Raw genomic sequence first — 19,552 nt, forward strand, 5'->3', positions numbered from 1 at the left:
ATGTATGGTGATGCTTCGGTTTACGCTCTACATCGCTTGTCTTTTTCCGATGTTCCTCGGTTCCCAGACGCTGCTCGACACCCTGGCCGTAGAGATTTGCGACTGCATGACCGAAGCTCCGGAGATCGTCTATCCACGCATTCAGGCCGCAAACTGCGTGAATCTGGTAGCTGAATTGCACGCCCGGCAGATCAAGCTAGAATTACAGCTTTCGGCCGACAATGCCGCCGACCGGCAAAGTCTGGGCAACTTACTCATCGACCGACTCACCGCCGGGTGTCCGGTACTGTATGGCCTTACCCCCGAAGCGGAAGAGGTGAAGCTGTACTACAACGATATCCCACTTTCGAAGCGTACCGAGCCGAAGACCGGCCCCAAGAATCCCCCCCCCGACCCCCTGGAGACTACCCTTCGGGAGGGGCAGGAATTGTACCAGGCGGAAGGCACCTTCGTGGGCATCTCCGCCGATGGTGAACTACTGGTTCGCTTTCCTTCCGGGCGGCAATATTCCTTTCTTGCGCAGTCGCGGCAACTTCGGCGCCTGGACCTGCGTCCCGGGCAGCACGTGCGGGTAGTGTACCGCTACCACTGGCGCGGCGGGGGTCGGGAGGTACGCCGCCGCCTTATCTCCGTAGAATAAGTTGACATATTTACTTTCAGAAAAAACTGAAAGTTGATCGGCGTGTTCTAATTCTCACCCCAACGACGAAGACCATGGTAACTCCCGGCCCCGAAAGCATACTGCGCGATACCAAATTGCCCCGGCACCTGCGCGCCGCCGCCCAAAAGGTAGTTGACGGAGAGCGCCTGACGCCCGCCGACGGACTTATGCTTTACGAAGAAGCCTCGCTTGGTTATTTGGGTGCACTGGCCAATCACGTCCGCGAACGGATGCACGGCGATCGCACCTTCTTTAACCGAAACTTCCACGTAGAGCCCACGAACGTTTGCCTCTACACCTGCACCTTCTGCAGCTACAGTCGCCGCATGAAAAAACGGGAAGACGGCTGGGAATACACGATGGACGAGATGCTCGACATCGTGAAACAGTACGACGGCAAGCCCGTGACCGAAGTCCACATCGTCGGGGGGGTACTGCCGCAGTACGATGTACCATTCTACACCGAACTGTTCCGTCAAATAAAGGCGCACCGGCCCGAATTGCACATTAAGGCCCTCACTCCGGTCGAGTACCACTACATCTTTAAAAAGGCTAAGATCAGCTACGAAGATGGGATGCGCCTGATGAAAGAAGCGGGACTGGATAGCATGCCCGGTGGTGGAGCCGAGATCTTTGCCGACGAGATCCGCGACCAGATCGCCGGCGGCAAGTGCTCGGGCGAACAGTGGCTACGTATTCACGAAATCTGGCACGAACTGGGCGGTCGCTCCAACGCTACTATGCTGTACGGCCACATTGAAAACTACGGCCACCGCATCGACCACCTGGAAAAGCTGCGGGCGCTACAGGACAAGACGGGCGGATTCCAGACCTACATCCCCCTCAAATTCCGCAACGAAAACAACGAACTGAGTCACCTGCCGGAATCGACCGTTATAGAAGACCTGCGCAACTACGCCATCGGTCGGCTCTACCTCGACAACTTCGACCACGTCAAGGCTTACTGGCCCATGATCGGCCGCACGACCGCCCAACTCAGCCTCGCCTTCGGCGTCGACGACCTGGACGGCACCATCGACGACACCACCCGCATCTACTCCATGGCCGGCGGAGAACAACACCCCGCCATGAGCACCGAAGACTTGGTAAAAATGATCCGGGCCGTCGGTCGCCAACCCATCGAACGCGATACCCTCTACGGCATTATTGAAGATTTCACGGACGTAGAGTTTGCCAGCGACAAGGAATACCGGGGATATACGGCGCTGCCGGTTGTTTAGTTGGTGGGTTGTTGAGTTGTTGGATGCGGGTAACTCAACAACTCACCACCCCACCAACCCAAAAACTCAAAAATCAGTTATGAAAATCTACATCGTAAGGCACGGGGAAACCGATTACAACCTGAACGGCATCGTACAGGGCAGCGGGGTCGATTCGAGCCTGAACGAAACGGGGCGGGAGCAGGCGCGGCATTTTCACGATAAGTATAAAAACGAGGGATTCGAACTGGTCATCACCAGCGGGCTCCGGCGGACCCAGGAGACGGTGCAGGGATTCATCGACGATGGGATTCCCTGGGAGGTACACCCCGAAATTACCGAGATGTCGTGGGGTGAGCACGAGGGCAAATCAGGTACACCCGAGAGCATCGCTGAATTTAACGCGATCAAGCGGGGCTGGAGCGAGGGAGCCATCGACGGCCGCGTCGGCGGTGGCGAAAGCGCCCGGGAGTTAAGCACGCGGCTGCAGCGGTTCATCGATCACCTGCCCGATCGGCCGGAATCGAAAATTCTGATCTGTAGTCACGGCAGGGCGATGTGTGGCCTCGTCACCCTCCTGCTGGGTGAGCACATCAGTCGCATGAACGAGCACACCCACAACAACCTCGGCCTCTGGATCGGCGAATTAAAACCGGAGGGCCACTACGAATTCCACCTCCGCAACGACCGCAGCCACCTGCCCGGTCCCGTAAAGCCCGGCAAATGGTAGCCACTCCCCCCCTCCGCCTCGTAGCCGTCAGCTACCTCAACACCAAACCGCTGCTGTACGGGCTGCTGCGCAATCGGATCAGCGACCGGCTGCGGATGGACCTGGCCGTGCCCAGTGAGTGCGCCCGGCAGGTGACCGAGGGGGAGGCCGACATTGCCCTGGTGCCCGTAGCGGTGCTGCCCGAGCTTCCCTACTACGAGATCATCAGCGACTACTGCATCGGAGCCGACGGGGCGGTTGCCACGGTTTGCCTCTACGGCGATGTACCGTTGGAGCAAATGACGCACATCTACCTCGATCACCACAGCCGGACCTCCGTCATGCTCACGCGCTTGTTGCTGGAGGAATACTGGCAGCACGAGGTGGTTTTCTTAGATGCCCAGGACGGCTACATCGATCACATCAACGGTACCATTGGCGGATTGGTCATCGGTGATCGCACCATCGGACTCGATCAACGCTTCCCCTACGTCTATGACCTCGGGACCGCCTGGAAAAAACATACTGGCCTGCCCTTCGTTTTCGCAGCCTGGATAACGACACGGAAACTCCCGCAGTCCTTCGTGAAGGAGTTCAATGCCGCGCTAAGGGAAGGTCTCGATCACTTGCCACAGCTTCAGTTGCTGCTCCCCTCCCCCGATCCTTCGTTCGACCTAACGGCTTACTTCACCCACCACATCGACTATGACCTGGACGCCGGCAAACGGGAGGCACTTGAGCGCTTCCTCAGCTACGTTCGTACCGCCGAACCGGTCGGTCATTTTTCCGACGCGCCCGGCTACTAACCGGGGCAAGTGCTGATCGGGGAAACCGGTGCAGGAACGGCCAGCCGGATCGGTCTTACGTCCCGGATTATTCTTACCCTGGGTTCGGCTTCATCCCGTTGGCGGATGTATATCCTTTCCACATCTTCCGTCGTAGGCAGGATCCGATTGCCGACGGAGTAAGCGTAGGCGTGAGCGACAGCCTCGGAGCAGTCAGTTCCCGCACGATATTCCTCCCGTTGACGCCGTCCCTCGGCGAGCAGCTGCTCCCGCATTTGCCGGGCGGCCGCTTTTTGGTGTGCCACCTCACGCTCCATGAGTTGCTCGTGTATGGGAGTTCGCTCGTACCGCATCGCCTCACCGCGAATATCCTTCTCCTCCGAAAGTTCCCGCTTACGTTGCTCCAACTCGCGGAGGGCATCCCGCAATTCACGCTCGTGCGCTTCCAGTTCGCGCAGATCCAGCTCGCGCAGTTCTTCCTGACCCCACGGATTTGCCCGAAAGCGGTGTATTTCGGGGAGTTTCCCGCGCATCAGCGTATCGAAGTCGAACTCGTGTATCCTGAGCAGGCCATCGCTGTCCCCCTCCCCGAAGGGGTAGATACGGGCCAGTTTTCTACTGATGGTGTCCATGCGCTCGGAGAACTCCTCAAATTCAAACCGCCCGTAGTCCATATCCTGTAGTTTGGAAAGGGCTCGGTACATCGGCAATGCTCCATGCATCGATTGGGTGTCGATCGAATCTATATCGAAGGAGTCGAAATCAAAGTAAAAGGCCCCATCGCCCCAACTTCGCTGCGGCCGCTCATCCACACCCAGTAGTTTTTCCGCCGTAGCTTCGTGTTGATCGAACTCAGTGGGCGGTACGGTGCGGCCATCGATCTCCAGCTCCTTAATCTCACCGTCTTCCACCCGCAGGCGGGTTGTCTTTCCATCGGAAATTTTTGTGACCTGGTGGGTGCCGTCCGGCAGGGTATCCGGGGCGGCAAGCGCGGGAGCAGGGGCGGTTTCTAAAGAGCAAAGCATCCTGGCGTCCCGTTCAGCGGGGAGATTGGCTGCGGTGGTTACCAGGGTCAGGATGGCCAGTAGGGGAAGAAGCAACAATTTGGAGTTCATGGTATATTTGATTTCTTGGTGATCAATGAAGCGACGTACCCGGGCGAGTAATCCCCCACCTTCGGCCAGGGAGAGCGCGGCAATCTGGGGAGGATGCTCACTGAAGTACAGTAAGGCCCGAGCGTAGGGAAGGCGGCCGGGACCGTGCAGCAACACCAGGTCGTCGCAGCAGTGTTCCCTTTCTTCACGGACGCGAGCGCCGATCCAGTGGATGGCCGGGTGGTAGTAAAAAAGGATTTCAATCATGCACTGGACCGGATGCAACAGGTGGTCGCAGCGACGCAGGTGCGCCAGCTCGTGAAGGATCACGGTTTCGGCCTCCTCGGTGGAAAGCTCGTTGATCAGGGCCACGGGAAACAGCAGCAGGGGTTTGAGGTGTCCGACCAACATGGGACCGTTTATTCGGTCCGACAGACTGAGTCGCAGCGGCCCGCGGTAACCAATACGCTGGGCCAACCGACCCACTCGCTGGTGCAGGTACGCAAGATCGCCCGTTGAGCGCACGGAGGTAGACCTTGCCGCCAGCTGACGGACTTGCCCGTACGACCAGCCCAGGCGAATGCCGCCCGCCACCATGCTAACGGCCCAACTTACTACCAGTAGGCTGAGCCAAAAATTGGGAGTAAGCCAGGCTTTGGGCGCTGCTATGCCTGGTTCGACCAGGGCCGTGCCGACTGGCGGGGACATCAATACGACAGCCTCGACCAGGGCCTCGCTTGCCGGTTCATAGTACGTACTAAAAGTCCAGACGGAGACCAGGACCTGGATGACCAACAGTGCAAACCCGAGGTTGTAGCGCGATTCCGCACGAGAACCTGACTGCCGGGAGTATACCCAGAGGGTCAGCGCGAGCAGGGTTGCCTGCCAGAAGGAGTGGAGGATGGTCATGCCGGCAGCGTACAGCAACGCCGGATTTAGGAATTGCTCAAGCATGATTTTCCTCTTTTTCAAGTTCTTCAATGAGGCGCTTGATCTCGGCCAGCTCGTCGGGCGTGGCGTTGCTTTCACCGAGGGCCCGTAGGACGAGTTGGGTGCGCGACCCCCCGAAAGTGGCATCCACGAAGCGGCGCAACAACCCCTGCTGGGTGCGCTCCCGCCCCGCGATGGCCGTATACACATGGCTACGGGATGAAGTATCGCGGCTCACCAACCCCTTATCGGCCATCAACTGCATCAACTTCAGGGTGGTCGTATAGCCAATGGGCTTATCGCTATCGTCGTTTAGCCGGTCGTTGACTTCCCGGACCGTTGCGCCGCCGAGTCGCCATAGCACGCTGAGGATCGCCAATTCGCCTTCCGTTGGTTGTTGCATCGTACGAAGTGTTTCGTACAAATATATACGAAAGCATTCGTAGTTGCAAATATTTCTCCTTCCGCTACCCCGTCGGACCGTTTTGGAGCGGACGGGGTGACCCCGTCGGTGTTAAAACGGTCCGACGGGGTAGACTAAGCCTTGGCGAGGGTGATTCCGAAGGTGGAGCCCAGTCCCTGGGTACTCCTGACGTTGATGGTTTGCTGGTGGGCTTCCATGATGTGCTTCACGATGGAAAGGCCCAGTCCGCTCCCCCCCTTCTGGCGGCTGCGGCTCTTGTCGACGCGGTAGAAGCGGTCGAAAACGTGGGGCAGGTGTTTCTCGGGTATGCCGATCCCGTTATCGGCCACTTCGCAGAGGATGTACGATTCCATATCGTAGAAACCGAAGCGGGTGGCACCGCCGGAATTACCGTACTTAATGGAGTTCGTGACCAGGTTGATGAGCACCTGGCGAATGCTCTCGCGATCGGCCGAAACCATGACTCCGGAATCGGCGCCGGGCTTGAATCCGAGGGTGATGCTGGCCTGACGCGCCTTGAGGTCCAGTTCCTCAATCACTTCCTGGGCCAATTCCTTGATATTAAAGGGCTCGGGGTCGAACATGAGGTCGCCGCTCTCGAGGCGGCTGATGGCGCTGAGGTCCTCCACGATGGTCTGTAGGCGCTCGACGTTCTTGGCCGCTTTCTTGATGAATGATTTGGTAATTTTTTCATCGCCGTAGCCATGATCCATCAGGGTGTGCAGGTATCCCTGGATGTTGAAGATCGGTGTTTTCAGTTCGTGACTAATGTCGCCAACGTAGCGGCGGCGGTATTCCGCGAAGCGTTCGTACTGATTGAGTTGTTCCTGCTGGCTCTCGGCCCACTCGGCTACTTCCTGTTCCACGTCGTCGATGATCGGCTGATCGGGATCGATGCCTTCGCGTTTGATATCGGAACTTACCTTCTGGCTATGGATGGTCTTGTAGATCAGTTTGATCTTACGGTAGATGTAGTGGTCCAGCGTGGTTAGTACGATGAAGTAACTGATCAGGGAGGTGGCCGGCCCGATCAGCAGAACGATCCACCAGCTGAAGGCAACGGGGGGCAGGGCCATGATCAGCAATAGCGCTCCTTCGGTAGCGAGGCCGATGAACAGGCTGGTACGGATCGCGATCTCGCGGGGTGTACTGTTTTTGAGCATACCTAGAACTCGAACTTATAACCGATGCCCTTGATGGTTTTGATGTAGTGATCGCCGAGTTTCTCGCGAAGTTTGCGGATGTGTACGTCGATGGTGCGGTTGCCCACAATGACGTCGGTGCCCCATACTTTATTGAATATTTCTTCCCGACTAAAGACCTTGCCGGGTTTGGAAGCCAGCAGAGTAAGTAAGTCAAACTCCTTTTTGGCCAGCTCGATGCGCTCCTTTCCCCGGCGTACGACGATCTGTTCCAGGTCGATCTCCAGATCTCCGATGCTGATGGAGCTGGCGGCCTCGTCCTCGTCATCCTGCCGTACGTTGCGGCGTAGCAGTGCCTTGACCCGACTGATCAACACCCGGGGTCGGATGGGCTTGGTGATGTAATCGTCGCCACCGGTGTCGAGGGCGGCAATCTGGCTGTAGTCCTCCTCCCGGGCGGTCAGAAAGGTGATGACCGTATTGTCGAAATCCGGGTCGGCACGCAGCTGGCGGCACACCTCCACTCCGTCCATGATGGGCATCATGATGTCAAGGACGATCAGATCCGGACGGTATTCCCTTGCAAGTTTCAGGCCCTCTTCCCCGTTGCTGGCGGTAGCGACTTCGAAGCCTTCCTTCCGTAAATTGAACTCGAGGATCTCCAGGATGTCCGGTTCATCATCGACCAGAAGTATCTTCGCCGGGGTAGCATTCATGCGTGTAGGGTTAAATTGAGTGCAAAAGTAGGCCTAGCATATGGCTTGCACCTTAATTGCGCGTTAAGCGCAGGTAAAGCAACGTAATAAAATTTCGCCGTGAAGCAAGTTTACTTCGTCCGCCACGCCAAGAGCAGCTGGGCCGACATGAATCTAAAAGACCACGACCGCCCCCTAAATGCCCGGGGCAAGAAGGACGCCCCCCACATGGCCGCCCGCCTCGCAAAAGAGGGGGTGAAAATAGACGGTATCCTTACCTCCAGCGCCAAACGAACCCGGCAGACGGCCCAGGCCTTCGCCGAAGCCTTCGGACTGGGAAAGGCCAGGATAACGAAGGAGAAAAAACTCTATCACGCCGGCCCTAAAACCATCGAACGGTGCATCCAAGATCTCCCCGACGATTGGAGCACGGTGCTCGTTTTCGGCCATAACCCCGGATACACCGAAGTAGCCAACGTACTCCGCAACGACGCATATATCGGCAACGTCCCTACCTGCGGCATCGTCGCCAGCACTTCGGACGCTAAACACTGGTCGGACTGGAAAATGGCCCAGGCCCGGCGTACGGCATTCCATTACCCCAAGGAAAACAAATGAGAAAAGCCGTCACGTGCTGCCTACTGCTCCTGGCACTCGGTTGTGCCGACGTGACACCGGCCCGTCCACCGGTAGACACCGAGCGCCTGGTACGCACGGTGGCCGACCTCCACCTCGCCCAGGCCCTTACCGGAGAAGTTCCCATCGTCATCCGGGATTCCATAGAAGCGCTGTACTTCGACTCCGTCCTGGCGGATCACGGCTACACCCGGCGTGAGTTCGACAGCCTCATGTGGATCATCAGACAGGAACCCATATGGATCGATTCCATCTACACCAAAGCCGGCGAGATCGTCGCGCGGGAGATGATCGACCCCTTGTCCCTATCTTCGCCCCAATGAGCAAATTCGTTGTCTCCGCCCGTAAGTACCGGCCCGTCCGCTTCGATGAAGTGGTGGGCCAGCGGCACGTATCGCAAACCCTCAAGAACGCGCTGCAAACGGATCACCTGGCGCACGCCTTCCTGTTTTGCGGCCCCCGGGGCGTAGGTAAGACCACCTCGGCGCGCATCCTGGCCAAGGTGCTCAACTGCCAGGACCGGACGGAAGACTACGAGCCCTGCAACGTATGCGATAGCTGTGTTTCCTTCAACAACAACGCCAGCCTCAACATCACCGAACTGGATGCGGCGAGCAACAACTCGGTCGACCACATCCGCGCCCTCACCGAGCAGGTGCGCTTCCAGCCCCAGCAGGGGGAGTACAAGGTGTTCATCATCGACGAGGTGCACATGCTCTCCCAGCAGGCCTTCAATGCCTTCCTTAAAACATTGGAAGAGCCGCCGCCCTACGCGATTTTCATCCTCGCCACGACGGAAAAGCACAAGATCATTCCCACCATCCTGTCCAGGTGTCAGATCTTCGACTTTAAGCGGATCCAGCCCAACGACATCATCGAACACTTACAGGGAATCTGCGCACAGGAGGGCATCACCGCGGACGAAGACGCCTTACACATCATCGCCCAGAAGGCCGACGGTGCCCTGCGCGACGCCCTGTCGATCTTTGACCGGATCGTAAGTTTTAGCGGAGACACCATCGCGTATGAGTCGGTCATCGAGAACCTCAATGTCCTCGATTACGAGTACTTCTTCCGCGCCGTGGACTACATTCTGACCGAGGACCGGGCCGGCATGATGCTCCTCTTCGACGAGGTGCTGCGCCGCGGCTTCGACGAAGACCTGTTTCTGAATGGCCTGGCCGCCCACGTCCGGGACCTCCTGGTTTGTAAGGATGCCGCCACCCTAAAACTGCTCGAAGTAGGCGAACGCCTGCGCGAACGCTACCACCAGCAGGCCGCGATCGCTCCCCCCGATCTGCTGCTTACCGTACTCGACGTAGCCAACGATTGCGACCTCGGTTTTCGGCTCGCCCGCAACAAACGACTCCACGTAGAGATGAGTTTGCTGCGCATGGTGACGATCCGACGGGCCTTCCGCAACGAGCCAGTAAACGTAGCTCCCGCCTTGGCAAACACGGCACCTGCGCCCCCGCCGCCGCTTGCAGAAAAAAAAAGTCCTGAGGCGACCCCCGCTCCCGCCCCGCCCGTAACGGCGCAAGAAGCGCCCCCGCCGCCACCGGCGAACACGGCCTTCACCAGCATCGATATGAGCAGCCTCATCGCCGAGGCCGAGGGAGAGCTCGAAGCCACCATACCGGGTGACGACCTGCCCGAACTAGACGATGAATCGCTGCACAAGGCTTGGGAAGCCTTCCTGCTGGAGCAAAAGGGCAGCACCCTGGCAATCTTTTTGAAACAGGCCCTGCCGCTGGTGAGGGGAGACGACGAGGTAGTGGTAAAGCTCGGTTCCCAACGCGCCATCGCTTCACTCCGGGAAGACGAAACGCTGGTCGCCTTCCTGCGCGAAACCTTCGAACGCCCCAACCTGGTCATGATCCTGGAGCACGACGAGACCATGAAGCCGGTGCAGACCAAGGTCAAAAAACGGCTGTCGGCGAAGGATAAATTTTTGCAGATGCGGGAGAAGAATCCGGCCCTCGACGAGCTCCGGCGTCGGTTCGATCTGCGCCCGGAGGAGTAACTTCGGTTATCCCCTACCGAAACCAAACTGCGATCGGGCACCCCGGTTCTTGTACTTCGGACCGTAAGCGCGGGGAACTTTCTTTTGTGGGACCAATCGGTCGGAAGTTCGTACCCGTAACCTGCTGCCGAACGCCCGCTCCGTGAGCTGGGTGTAGGTGGTCGGCAGCTGCTTTACCCGGGCGGCGCGGTTGAGGGTCCGCAATCGGCCACCGGCCAGGGGATTCTTGCGGTGGGGACCCCGGGAGGTTAACTTGCGAATCCGTTTCACCTCCGCGACCAACTCGGTGTGGCTGTCGTGCGGACCGAGCGTATCGACGATCTCCTCGGCAATCTGGGCGGCACCCAAATTGGGCAATACCACAATCAGGGATAGAACAAACAGGAAGGAAAGTGGATTTTGTCGCATCGCAGCGCTAATTGAGTGGTGACGACGGGCAAATATAAGGATTTTATTCCTACCCGCCGGTAGGTTCGGCCCGTGGGAAATGCGCTAGCTTTGTTGCATGCAAGCAACCAGCGAATGGCTCCGGAATCACCCTTCCTCCCGCGTGAAGGTGGCGGTAACGGACATTGACGGCATCCTGCGGGCCAAGTACATCTCCCGCGATAAACTGCTGAACGCGCTCGATCACGGCTTCGGCTTCTGCAACGTCGTATTTGGCTGGGACAGCCAGGACGTGGTCTACGCCAATCACGTTGCCGATGCCGGATTCGCCGACGCTGCGGCCCACATCGTCGAGTCTTCCCGCCGCGCCATTCCCTGGGAGAGCGACCTGCCCTTCTTTCTCGCCGACTTTCGCCACGATGGGGGGCCTGCCGGCACCGCCTGTCCGCGATCGTTGCTGCAGCGCGTAATAGAACGGGCGGCCTCCCTCGGCTTTACCGCCCGCTTCGGACCGGAGTACGAGTGGTTCATGTACCGGGAAACTCCGGTGACCGCCGACCGCAAATCGCACCAGCATCTACGCCCCCTTTCCCCCGGCATGTTCGGGTACTCCGGTCTGCGTACCGCCCAGCACACCGGACTGATGAGCGACCTGTTCGACCGGCTCGCCGAGTTCGGCATCGACCTGGAGGGCCTGCACACCGAGACCGGCCCCGGCGTGCTCGAAGCCGCGATCGTACACCAGGAGGCAATGGAGGCCGCCGACCGGGCCGTCCTCTTCAAGCAGGGGGTAAAGGAGATCGCCTACCGCCACGGCCTCATCGCCAGTTTCATGGCCAAGCCCTCCGCTGCACTGCCGGGTTGCGGGGGCCATTTGCATCAATCACTGTGGCGGGATGGAGAGAATGTTTTCAACGACTCCACCGGTCGCCACGGCATGAGCAAGGTGATGGAACAGTACACCGCCGGACAACTCGAATTCTTGCCCTCCCTCATGCCTTTTTTCGCGCCCAACATCAACAGTTACAAGCGATATGTACCGGGCTCCTGGGCGGCTACCCGGGCTAACTGGGGCGTCGACAACCGCACCACCGCCCTGCGCGTCATCCCCGGCGGACCTACCTCCACCCGGTTGGAAACCCGCGTACCCGGGGCAGACGCCAATCCTTATCTGGCCATCGCCGCCGCCCTGGCCGCCGGGCTCTACGGCATCGAGCACGAACTCCCGCTCGACCTGCCCGCCGTAGAGGGCAGTGCCTACGAACAATCGGTCGGTACTCCCCTACCCAACCATCTGGGCGGGGCCGCGGGTGCCATGAAGGGGGGAAAAGCAGCAGACTTGTTCGGCGAGGACTTCACCACCCACTTCGTACGTACTCGGGAGTGGGAGTGGCAGCAGTACCTGGGTGCCGTGACGGACTGGGAAACCCGCCGCTACTTCGAGCTGGCCTAGGGGCCGCGCTACCCGGTTTCCGCCGGTGGTTGTTACTTTCGTGGCCGGCCGAAGCCATCAGCGTCCGCGGGGCCATAAAATAAGTTGCTTGAAGAACTACCAAAATATCCTTCGCTACGCCTGGCGGGCTTACGACCACACGCGGAGCATTCGGTCGATCGAGGACATCAGTGCCCAGGTGTCGACCAATCACGTCTTCAAACTGATCATGGAGGACGGCAATGTCCTCATTGCCAAGGTGACCTACTTCGGCTCCTTCGAGGGATTTGCCGAGGATCACACCATCATCAATGTACTGGCCAATAACCTGCCGGTACGCTACGCCAACTTCCTGAGCCGGGGACTCATGAAGGGCACCCAGTTGTTTTTCCACCGGCACATCGACGACGAGCAGGACGCGTGGATCATCTTCTACCGGCCCATCCAGATTCAGGAAAATCCCCCCAGGCGCCTCACCGTAGGCCAGGTGAAACAACTGGGCCGGGAGATGGCGTACTTCCACCGCGACTGCACCCTGGTGACCAATACCCTGCCGCGCAGCGATCGCGACATGACCACCGACGTCAACGCTCTGGTGACTTCCGCCCGCACCGACTACCCCGAACACTTCGATCTGATCGAAGAGCACTGCAAGCGGTTCCTGGAAAATACCTTCCGCATCAACGTGTACGGATTTCAGAAGATCCCCGTCTTCGTCGACTGGAACATCGGCAACTTCAGCGTCGATCAGAACGGCCGCCTCACCAGCCGGTGGGACTACGACTGGTTCCGCGTCTCGACCCGGGTAGTGGACTTTTACTTCCTGAGTCGCGTGGTCAGTGAGATCGGCGACAAGACCGTCTTCACCTACGAAGTCGACCGGCTGATGGAAGAACGTTTCCTGATCTTCCTGCGCGCTTACCACGACGTGTTTCCCCTTACCCGGCCGGAAGTACTATTCATCAAGGAGGCCTACCGCTTTTTCCTGCTGAACTACGTGCTCCGGTTGGGCCGCTTCTTCTTCCGTCCCGAGTTTGCCGAAAAACTTTCCCGCGAAGTGCTCACCGAGCACCTGCCCACGCTGGACGAAAAGTTCAGCCCCGAACCCATCCTTGCCGCTCTCGACCTTTAAGCAACCCCATGAACATCAGTGCCTTTAAGGACGTCGCGTCCCAATTTCCCGTCATTTTCTTCGACAGCTACGGCGTGCTGCGCAACCACCGTGGTCCCATTCCCGGTGCCCTGGAGACGGTCAGCGTCCTGCGGGCGTCCGGAAAACACATCCGCATCCTGACCAACAACGCCGCCCGCAGCCCGGAAGCCGCCGCCGCGCGGCTGGCCGACTATGGCCTCAGGGGCATCTCCTCGGCCGAAGTCATCACCAGCGGTGCGACCACCCGCCACTTTCTGGAGCAAAAGGTCAAGGGGGGGAAGGTTGCCTACCTCGGTACGCCGGCCTCGGCCGAATACATCATCGGCGCCGGGCTCGATGCCATCCCGATTTCGGACGTCGACTTCGAGCGGCTCGACGAGATCAAGGCGGTAGCTTTTCTCGACGACGAGGGCTACGACAAAAACGTTGACATTAACCTACTCATCAACATCCTGCGCCGCTGCCAGGTACCGGTCGTCGTAGCCAATACCGACCTGCTCTACCCCACTACGGCCAACGACGTAGCCCTCGCTACCGGCAGCATCGCCCGCCTGGCGGAGTACGTACTGGGCCGAAAGTTCGTTAAGTTCGGCAAGCCCGCCAGCCAGATGTTTCAGATGGCCCTCGACAGCGTAGCCGTGGAGATGCCCTCGGTATGTCCGGCAGACATCCTCATGGTAGGCGATACCCTCCACACCGACATCCTGGGCGGCAACACTTACGGCGTGGCAACCGCGCTGGTCCTGAGCGGAAATACGCGCCCCGAAAGCGCCGCGACGGAAATTGCCGCCTCGGGCATCATTCCGGACTACGTTTGTCACTCCATTGGGAAGTAACTTACACCGACAACCGAAGCCGACCATGTCAGACCACACCGAGAACGACCTCATCTTCATCCGCCTGCTGCGTAGCCAGCTGGGCCAGGAATGGTCCGTCGCCAAACCCTACATCCTGGAGCAGCTGCCCCCCCACATCGACCCTAAAGAATTGGGCAAGTACGTAGACGAGAGCGACTCCCCCGGCATTCACATCAATGAATGGGGGGTCGAACCACGGTTCTACGCCCACCGTGATTCGCGCAGGCTACTGGAATTCTACCAGATACGTAGCCTGAAGTACTAGCTCAACATCATGTCCAACAGTTCTTCGGCGGCAGCGGCGATGTTGGTCCCCGGCCCGAAGATGCCTACGACCCCCGCCTCCCGCAAAAAGGCGTAATCCGCCGGCGGAATGACGCCGCCCACCACTACGCGAATGTCCGCGGCATCCTGTTCGGCCAGGGCGGCGATCACTTCCGGCACCAGGGTTTTGTGTCCGGCCGCGAGCGAGCTGATCCCCAGTAAGTGCACGTCGTTCTCTACCGCCTGCCGGGCCGCTTCCGCGGGCGTTTGGAAAAGAGGTCCCACGTCTACGTCGAATCCCAGATCCGCGAATCCGGAGGCAATCACCTTCGCACCGCGGTCGTGGCCGTCCTGTCCGAGTTTGGCAATCAGGATGCGGGGGCGGCGACCCTCCTGTTCCTTAAACCGGTCGGACAACTTCCTTACCCGCTGCAGTCGCTCTACGTTTGAGTGCCCGGCGTATACCCCGCTGATGAGTTGGTGGCTGGCCCGGTAGCGCCCGAATTCCTCCTCCAGGGCATCGCTGATCTCTCCCAGAGTGGCACCGGAGCGGGCGGCGTCCACGGCGGCGGCCAGTAAGTTGGCATCTCCCCTTGCGGCGGCCCGGAGTGCCGCCAGGGCAGCGACCAACTCGCTCTCCGTACGGTGTTGTTTTGTGCGCTCGATCTGCGCCAGTTGTTCCTGGCGTACGCGGTCGTTGTCGACTTCCAGCAGGTCGAAGTCGGCGGCCTCGTCGGTTCGGAATACGTTCACTCCTACGATCTGTTCCTTGCCCCCGTCGATGGCTCCCTGCTTGCGGGCGGCGGCGGATTCGATGCGCAGTTTTGGCAGGCCCGTTTCGATGGCGCGCACCATCCCGCCGGCTTCTTCTACTTCCTGCATGAGGGCCCGGGCTTCGGTTACCAACCGCTGGGTTTCCCGTTCCAGGTCGTAACTCCCGCCCCAGGGATCTACCGCAACGGTGATGCCAAGGTCGTTCTGCAAATAAAGCTGGGTGTCGCGGGCGATTTTTGCGCTGTAATCAGTAGGCAGCGCGATGGCCTCGTCGAGGGCGTTGGTGTGCAAACTCTGGGTGCCCCCGAAGACGGCCGCCAGAGCTTCGATCGTGGTGCGGGCGACATTGTTGTAGGGATCCTGCTCGGTAAGGCTGTAGCCGCTGGTCTGGCAGTGAGTCCTCAGCATCGAGCTTTTGGGGTTCTTCGGCCTGAAATCGGCCATCAGTTCGGCCCAAAGTTGTCGGCCGGCCCGCAATTTGGCAATCTCCGTGAAGTGCCGCATACCGATGCCCCAGAAAAAGCTCAGGCGGGGGGCAAATTCATCGATGTCCAGTCCGGCCGCCACCCCCGCCCTCACGTAGGCGAGTCCGTCGGCCAGCGTATAGGCCAGTTCGAGTTCGGCGGGCGCACCGGCTTCGTGCATGTGGTAACCGCTGATACTGATGCTGTTGAAGCGGGGCATGTGCTCGGCGGTGTAGGCGAAGATGTCCGCTACGATCCGCATGCTCGGTGCTGGAGGATAGATGTAGGTGTTGCGCACCATGAACTCCTTGAGGATGTCGTTCTGTATGGTTCCGCTCAGCTTTTCCGGAGGTACCCCCTGCCGTTCGGCCGCAACGATGTAGAAGGCCATGATGGGCAGTACCGCACCGTTCATGGTCATACTGACCGACATTTTCTCCAGTGGGATCTGGTCGAAGAGCCGCTCCATATCCTCCACCGTATCGATGGCTACGCCGGCCTTGCCCACGTCGCCGCGCACCCGTTCGTGATCGCTGTCGTAGCCGCGGTGGGTGGCCAGGTCGAAGGCAACGGATAGTCCCCGTTGGCCGGCGGCGAGGTTGCGGCGGTAAAAGGCATTGGATTCCGTAGCGGTACTGAATCCGGCGTACTGGCGGATGGTCCAGGGGCGACCGACGTACATACTGGCGTAGGGCCCGCGGAGATAGGGTGGTTTACCGGGTACGGAGGTCAGCCGTACACCGACATCGGCGGTTGGTAGACGGCCCAGCGAATGATCGGGTACTTGGGGGAAAGTTGGTCTTTGCATATGGTTTGGGTAGCGGCTAAAATACGTTAGGGGTTTTTGGCGAACACTACCCGGGGGCATGACCTTTTACAGAAAAGCAATCCATAGTGGCTAAAGAAAACATTTTCGGTCGGACCTGGTCCTTTACGAAGGACTTGTTTACCAACTTTGGTAAGGACGACGCCTTCACCCTCGGAGCGGCGCTGGCCTACTATACCGTCTTTAGTTTCGCCCCCCTGCTCGTGGTTGCCATCGCGGTCGCCAGCTACTTTATGGGCGAAGAGGCCGTGACCGGCAGGTTATACGGCGAACTGGAGGGTTTACTCGGCCCGGATGCGGCCGCCACCATACAGGAGATCGTGGGCAACGCCTATTCTACCGGCGACAGCATATGGGCCACCATCATTGGTATAGCGACGCTCATCTTCACGGCCTCCACCGTTTTTGCTACCCTCAAGATGAGCCTGAATCGCATCTGGGAGATCGAGGCACGGCCCACCAACAACATCGTAGGTTTCCTGGTGACGCGGCTGCTGAGCTTCAGTTTCGTCGTCGGACTAGGCTTTCTACTGATGATCACCCTGGTCGTTAATGCCCTCATCATCGGATTCATGGACAAACTGGCGGGTATGGTACCCGCCCTCGGACCGGTAGTTTTAGCCGTTACCAGCTGGGTGCTGGCAACCGCAGTGACGGCCGTGATCTTCGCCCTGCTCTTCCGCTACCTCCCCGACGCCCGAGCCCGGTGGAAAGACATCTGGGCGGGGGCCATCTTCACCTCCCTCCTGTTCGGCCTGGGCCGCTTCCTCATCGGATTCTACATCGGAAACTCGGATTTCAGCAGCACCTACGGGGCGGCGGGGGCCCTCGTTACCCTGCTGGTATGGACCTACTACAATAGCCAAATTCTCTTCCTCGGCGCGGAATTTACCGCCACCTGGGCCAAGCGACGGGGCTTCCCGATACGCCCGAACAAACACGCCGTCCGGGTCATCAAGGAGGTAAGGAAAATTGACGGCATCAAGGTGTAGTAATCCACTCCCGCGCAATGGCGAAAATCTCCTCCCGACTCACCCCCCACTCCCGTACACCGGTCGCTCCCTGTCGTTTCGAGAGCTTCTCTCCCTTGTTCAGCAGCAGCGGGTGGTGCAGGAAGCGTACCCGTTCGCGCAGTGGCGGGTAACCCAGCAAATCCGACAGCAGCGCCTGTGCCGCCGTACTGTCCCTCAGGTCCTCCCCCCGCGCGCAGGCCGTAATTCCGAAGTGGCGATCGTCCACCGTGCAGGCGAGTTGGTAGCTGGGCCGGCCGTTTTTCTTGCGGATTACGAAGTCGGGCATCCTTTCGTGCAGCTCCGTCTTACGGGTATCTATCCGCCAGGCTACTCCCTCCCGGTCCAGGGGGATGCGCGCATCCGGACAAGCAAAGGCGTGTCCCTCCTCCGCCAGTTGAGCACGCGAACAAGGACAGGCGAACACCTGGGCGGGTGCGCGGGTGCGCAGGCTTTCCAGGGCAGCGACGTAAAGTGGCATCCGCCGTTCCTGCGACCAGTTTCGCTCAAAGTCGACCGGATCCTTAGGCCCGATGGTCGGAGCTATCTTCAGCCACGCCAGCACATCGAACACATCCTGTAAATACTCCGGCCGAAAGCGGGCGCGGTCCAGGTCATCGATACGTAGCAGCAGGTCCAATCCTTCCCGCTCCGCCAGCAGGGCGTTGGCCGCGAAATTGGCCGCGTTGCCGGCGTGCAGGTAACCGGAGGGGGTGGGGGCAATTCTTACCATGGGTCAAATCTAAGGTCGAATGGCCTTTGGCCCGAGGCATTTGGTTGCTGCGCAACAAGGGGAACCACGGATTTCGCGGATTTGCACAGATTGGTGCACGGATGAGGCTGAGGTCGCTGGGGCCGGTTAGGTCGAATGGCCTGTGGCCCGAGGCATTTGGTTGCTGCGCAACTAAGGGGAACCACGGATTACGCGGATTTGCACAGATTGGTGCACGGATGAAACTGAGGTGGCTGGGGCCGTTTAGGTCGAGTGACTTAAATCTGCGTGAATCCGCGAAAAAATCTGCCAAAATCTGCGTTGAATAAAAGTCTCGGACCAGAGGCTACTCGACCTGAGGGCTTTCATCCATGAATGAATCCGTGCAAATCCGCGTAATCCGTGGTGAACCTCTCCGTTGCGCAGCAACCCCTACCATCTCGGATCAGAGGCCGCTCGACCTGAGGGTGCTCGACACGACCCATTTATACCGGAAGATTTACTTTCACCGTTAATCGTTGAGAAGTACCGACTACTATGCCAATGACACGCCCGATCACCTTGCTTTTTCTCCTTTTCCTTTGCACCCGCGTCCCCGCCCAACAAGCGTACGGAGCCGCCAAAAGCGCCGAAACCCTGCAGGGACTGAACGACCTGGCCACGATCGACCAGATGATGTACTACATCCCCGGCATCGGGAGTCCGTCGCGGGAAGAATTGCTGCGGCAGAGCATCAAAAATTACATGATGCCCATCCGCCAGGTGCCCCAGACGGGAATGGAATGGGCCTACGCCCTGGCCGACTGCCTGGAGTACTACGTCAACCTGAACAGCAACTTTAAGGACAACCTGAGCCCCGACTACATCGTCATGAACCTCGCCAACGCCGGCCAGCGACCCAACCTGGTCGACGGCTTCGGGCTCCTCATCAACTCCGGCACCGTCTCGGCCGCCATCGTGCCCTACAACAGCAGCACAATCCCCAATTCGGTGTACTCCGTGGCCCGCTTCGGCATTACCAACTTCGGCTACCTCTTCCGGCCGGAAACCCGGGGGCGCAACCGCGTGTTCGAAACCCGCAAGGCCCTCAGCCGCGGCAACCCCGTGCTGGTGGAACTGGCCACCGACGCCTCCTTCACGCGCCTGCAGGGAGGCACCTACGAACCCACCGGACCGACCAACGAAACCCACTTTCTCACCGTCATCGGCTACGACGGAGAAAAGGAAACCTTCGAACTGCGTAGCTCCCTCGGGCGCAACTGGGGAAACGGCGGGTACGTAAGTATTTCCTACGACGATTTCGGCGATTTAGCCCGCACGGGATACGTACTCATTCCTAAGGAGTAGGGTAACT

20 protein-coding genes are annotated in these 19,552 nt (G+C 59.3%); 13 read left to right on the forward strand and 7 right to left on the reverse strand.

The genetic code is table 11. The features are described from left to right. Nucleotides 1-10: 10 nt before the first annotated feature. From GGR28_RS14720 to GGR28_RS14735, 4 genes are all read left to right on the forward strand, one after another. The gene (locus GGR28_RS14720; protein ID WP_183496581.1) at nucleotides 11-640 is read left to right on the forward strand and encodes a hypothetical protein; all 630 of its coding nucleotides are present in this window, start codon (nucleotides 11-13) and stop codon (nucleotides 638-640) included. Nucleotides 641-714: 74 nt separating this feature from the next. Beyond that, a complete protein-coding gene (mqnE, locus tag GGR28_RS14725) occupies nucleotides 715-1,902 on the forward strand; it encodes an aminofutalosine synthase MqnE (RefSeq protein WP_183496582.1) in 1,188 nt (395 codons plus the stop codon). A 79-nt stretch (nucleotides 1,903-1,981) separates the two neighbouring features. Beyond that, on the forward strand, nucleotides 1,982-2,611 hold the full coding sequence (locus GGR28_RS14730; protein ID WP_183496583.1) for a histidine phosphatase family protein: 630 nt from the start codon (nucleotides 1,982-1,984) through the stop codon (nucleotides 2,609-2,611). Then, nucleotides 2,605-3,396: a menaquinone biosynthetic enzyme MqnA/MqnD family protein gene (locus GGR28_RS14735; RefSeq protein ID WP_183496584.1), complete on the forward strand. Its 792-nt coding sequence runs from the start codon at nucleotides 2,605-2,607 to the stop codon at nucleotides 3,394-3,396. The genes GGR28_RS14730 and GGR28_RS14735 overlap by 7 nt, the downstream gene beginning before the upstream one ends. Here the strand turns inward: GGR28_RS14735 and GGR28_RS14740 are convergent. The 4 genes from GGR28_RS14740 to GGR28_RS14755 all read right to left on the reverse strand — a co-directional run bounded on the left by GGR28_RS14740 (nucleotide 3,393) and on the right by GGR28_RS14755 (nucleotide 7,681). Further along, entirely contained in the window at nucleotides 3,393-5,423 is a 2,031-nt protein-coding gene (locus GGR28_RS14740) for a M56 family metallopeptidase (protein ID WP_183496585.1), read from the reverse strand. The two genes, GGR28_RS14735 and GGR28_RS14740, sit on opposite strands and share 4 nt — an antisense overlap. After that, nucleotides 5,416-5,802 (reverse strand): BlaI/MecI/CopY family transcriptional regulator, encoded by a 387-nt coding sequence (locus GGR28_RS14745; RefSeq protein ID WP_183496586.1) that lies wholly within the window; start codon nucleotides 5,800-5,802, stop codon nucleotides 5,416-5,418. The genes GGR28_RS14740 and GGR28_RS14745 overlap by 8 nt, the downstream gene beginning before the upstream one ends. 134 nt (nucleotides 5,803-5,936) lie before the next feature. Then, nucleotides 5,937-6,986 (reverse strand): sensor histidine kinase, encoded by a 1,050-nt coding sequence (locus tag GGR28_RS14750; protein ID WP_183496587.1) that lies wholly within the window; start codon nucleotides 6,984-6,986, stop codon nucleotides 5,937-5,939. A gap of 2 nt (nucleotides 6,987-6,988) precedes the next feature. Beyond that, the gene (locus tag GGR28_RS14755; protein WP_183496588.1) at nucleotides 6,989-7,681 is read right to left on the reverse strand and encodes a response regulator transcription factor; all 693 of its coding nucleotides are present in this window, start codon (nucleotides 7,679-7,681) and stop codon (nucleotides 6,989-6,991) included. A gap of 99 nt (nucleotides 7,682-7,780) precedes the next feature. On the opposite strand from GGR28_RS14755, the gene GGR28_RS14760 reads away from it, so the two are divergent. Genes GGR28_RS14760 through dnaX form a run of 3 tightly spaced genes read left to right on the forward strand, consistent with a single transcriptional unit; the run spans nucleotide 7,781 to nucleotide 10,319 of the window. Further along, nucleotides 7,781-8,278 (forward strand): SixA phosphatase family protein, encoded by a 498-nt coding sequence (locus tag GGR28_RS14760; protein ID WP_183496589.1) that lies wholly within the window; start codon nucleotides 7,781-7,783, stop codon nucleotides 8,276-8,278. Beyond that, on the forward strand, nucleotides 8,275-8,619 hold the full coding sequence (locus GGR28_RS14765) for a hypothetical protein (protein ID WP_183496590.1): 345 nt from the start codon (nucleotides 8,275-8,277) through the stop codon (nucleotides 8,617-8,619). The genes GGR28_RS14760 and GGR28_RS14765 overlap by 4 nt, the downstream gene beginning before the upstream one ends. Then, nucleotides 8,616-10,319 (forward strand): DNA polymerase III subunit gamma/tau, encoded by a 1,704-nt coding sequence (gene dnaX, locus GGR28_RS14770; RefSeq protein ID WP_183496591.1) that lies wholly within the window; start codon nucleotides 8,616-8,618, stop codon nucleotides 10,317-10,319. The genes GGR28_RS14765 and dnaX overlap by 4 nt, the downstream gene beginning before the upstream one ends. A 6-nt stretch (nucleotides 10,320-10,325) precedes the next feature. Here dnaX and GGR28_RS14775 read toward each other — a convergent pair whose 3' ends face one another. After that, nucleotides 10,326-10,727, reverse strand: a complete 402-nt coding sequence (locus GGR28_RS14775; RefSeq protein ID WP_183496592.1) for a hypothetical protein — start codon at nucleotides 10,725-10,727, stop codon at nucleotides 10,326-10,328. A gap of 97 nt (nucleotides 10,728-10,824) precedes the next feature. Here GGR28_RS14775 and GGR28_RS14780 point away from each other — a divergent pair, with 97 nt between their 5' ends. The 4 genes from GGR28_RS14780 (at nucleotide 10,825) to GGR28_RS14795 (ending at nucleotide 14,413) form a co-directional block, all read left to right on the forward strand. Further along, nucleotides 10,825-12,159, forward strand: coding sequence for a glutamine synthetase family protein (locus GGR28_RS14780; protein ID WP_183496593.1), 1,335 nt, complete (start codon nucleotides 10,825-10,827; stop codon nucleotides 12,157-12,159). An 88-nt stretch (nucleotides 12,160-12,247) separates the two neighbouring features. Beyond that, nucleotides 12,248-13,270 (forward strand): aminoglycoside phosphotransferase/kinase family protein, encoded by a 1,023-nt coding sequence (locus GGR28_RS14785; protein WP_183496594.1) that lies wholly within the window; start codon nucleotides 12,248-12,250, stop codon nucleotides 13,268-13,270. Nucleotides 13,271-13,278: 8 nt separating this feature from the next. Then, the gene (locus tag GGR28_RS14790) at nucleotides 13,279-14,127 is read left to right on the forward strand and encodes an HAD-IIA family hydrolase (RefSeq protein ID WP_183496595.1); all 849 of its coding nucleotides are present in this window, start codon (nucleotides 13,279-13,281) and stop codon (nucleotides 14,125-14,127) included. A gap of 25 nt (nucleotides 14,128-14,152) precedes the next feature. Continuing rightward, nucleotides 14,153-14,413 (forward strand): hypothetical protein, encoded by a 261-nt coding sequence (locus GGR28_RS14795; RefSeq protein ID WP_183496596.1) that lies wholly within the window; start codon nucleotides 14,153-14,155, stop codon nucleotides 14,411-14,413. Here GGR28_RS14795 and scpA read toward each other — a convergent pair. Next, entirely contained in the window at nucleotides 14,410-16,458 is a 2,049-nt protein-coding gene (scpA, locus tag GGR28_RS14800; protein ID WP_221233909.1) for a methylmalonyl-CoA mutase, read from the reverse strand. The two genes, GGR28_RS14795 and scpA, sit on opposite strands and share 4 nt — an antisense overlap. Before the next feature lie 86 nt (nucleotides 16,459-16,544). Between scpA and GGR28_RS14805 the strand changes: the two genes are divergently transcribed. Next, entirely contained in the window at nucleotides 16,545-17,468 is a 924-nt protein-coding gene (locus GGR28_RS14805; RefSeq protein WP_183496598.1) for a YihY/virulence factor BrkB family protein, read from the forward strand. On the opposite strand, the gene GGR28_RS14810 is transcribed toward GGR28_RS14805, so the two are convergent. Then, nucleotides 17,458-18,219: a glutamate--tRNA ligase family protein gene (locus tag GGR28_RS14810; RefSeq protein ID WP_183496599.1), complete on the reverse strand. Its 762-nt coding sequence runs from the start codon at nucleotides 18,217-18,219 to the stop codon at nucleotides 17,458-17,460. The two genes, GGR28_RS14805 and GGR28_RS14810, sit on opposite strands and share 11 nt — an antisense overlap. Nucleotides 18,220-18,735: 516 nt before the next feature. Here GGR28_RS14810 and GGR28_RS14815 point away from each other — a divergent pair. Further along, nucleotides 18,736-19,545, forward strand: coding sequence for a C1 family peptidase (locus GGR28_RS14815; protein ID WP_183496600.1), 810 nt, complete (start codon nucleotides 18,736-18,738; stop codon nucleotides 19,543-19,545). Nucleotides 19,546-19,552 lie beyond the last annotated feature (7 nt).

This window comes from Neolewinella aquimaris (assembly GCF_014197245.1).
GTDB lineage: Bacteria > Bacteroidota > Bacteroidia > Chitinophagales > Saprospiraceae > Neolewinella > Neolewinella aquimaris.

Coding starts and splice junctions, on each gene's coding strand:
- GGR28_RS14735 (WP_183496584.1), top strand. CDS start 2,605: ATGGTAGCCACTCCCCCCCTCCGCCTCGTAGCCGTCAGCTACCTCAAC.
- GGR28_RS14790 (WP_183496595.1), top strand. CDS start 13,279: ATGAACATCAGTGCCTTTAAGGACGTCGCGTCCCAATTTCCCGTCATT.
- GGR28_RS14730 (WP_183496583.1), top strand. CDS start 1,982: ATGAAAATCTACATCGTAAGGCACGGGGAAACCGATTACAACCTGAAC.
- GGR28_RS14765 (WP_183496590.1), top strand. CDS start 8,275: ATGAGAAAAGCCGTCACGTGCTGCCTACTGCTCCTGGCACTCGGTTGT.
- GGR28_RS14795 (WP_183496596.1), top strand. CDS start 14,153: ATGTCAGACCACACCGAGAACGACCTCATCTTCATCCGCCTGCTGCGT.
- scpA (WP_221233909.1), bottom strand. CDS start 16,458: ATGCAAAGACCAACTTTCCCCCAAGTACCCGATCATTCGCTGGGCCGT.
- GGR28_RS14720 (WP_183496581.1), top strand. CDS start 11: ATGCTTCGGTTTACGCTCTACATCGCTTGTCTTTTTCCGATGTTCCTC.
- GGR28_RS14745 (WP_183496586.1), bottom strand. CDS start 5,802: ATGCAACAACCAACGGAAGGCGAATTGGCGATCCTCAGCGTGCTATGG.
- GGR28_RS14740 (WP_183496585.1), bottom strand. CDS start 5,423: ATGCTTGAGCAATTCCTAAATCCGGCGTTGCTGTACGCTGCCGGCATG.
- dnaX (WP_183496591.1), top strand. CDS start 8,616: ATGAGCAAATTCGTTGTCTCCGCCCGTAAGTACCGGCCCGTCCGCTTC.
- GGR28_RS14780 (WP_183496593.1), top strand. CDS start 10,825: ATGCAAGCAACCAGCGAATGGCTCCGGAATCACCCTTCCTCCCGCGTG.
- GGR28_RS14750 (WP_183496587.1), bottom strand. CDS start 6,986: ATGCTCAAAAACAGTACACCCCGCGAGATCGCGATCCGTACCAGCCTG.
- GGR28_RS14815 (WP_183496600.1), top strand. CDS start 18,736: ATGCCAATGACACGCCCGATCACCTTGCTTTTTCTCCTTTTCCTTTGC.
- GGR28_RS14810 (WP_183496599.1), bottom strand. CDS start 18,219: ATGGTAAGAATTGCCCCCACCCCCTCCGGTTACCTGCACGCCGGCAAC.
- mqnE (WP_183496582.1), top strand. CDS start 715: ATGGTAACTCCCGGCCCCGAAAGCATACTGCGCGATACCAAATTGCCC.
- GGR28_RS14755 (WP_183496588.1), bottom strand. CDS start 7,681: ATGAATGCTACCCCGGCGAAGATACTTCTGGTCGATGATGAACCGGAC.
- GGR28_RS14775 (WP_183496592.1), bottom strand. CDS start 10,727: ATGCGACAAAATCCACTTTCCTTCCTGTTTGTTCTATCCCTGATTGTG.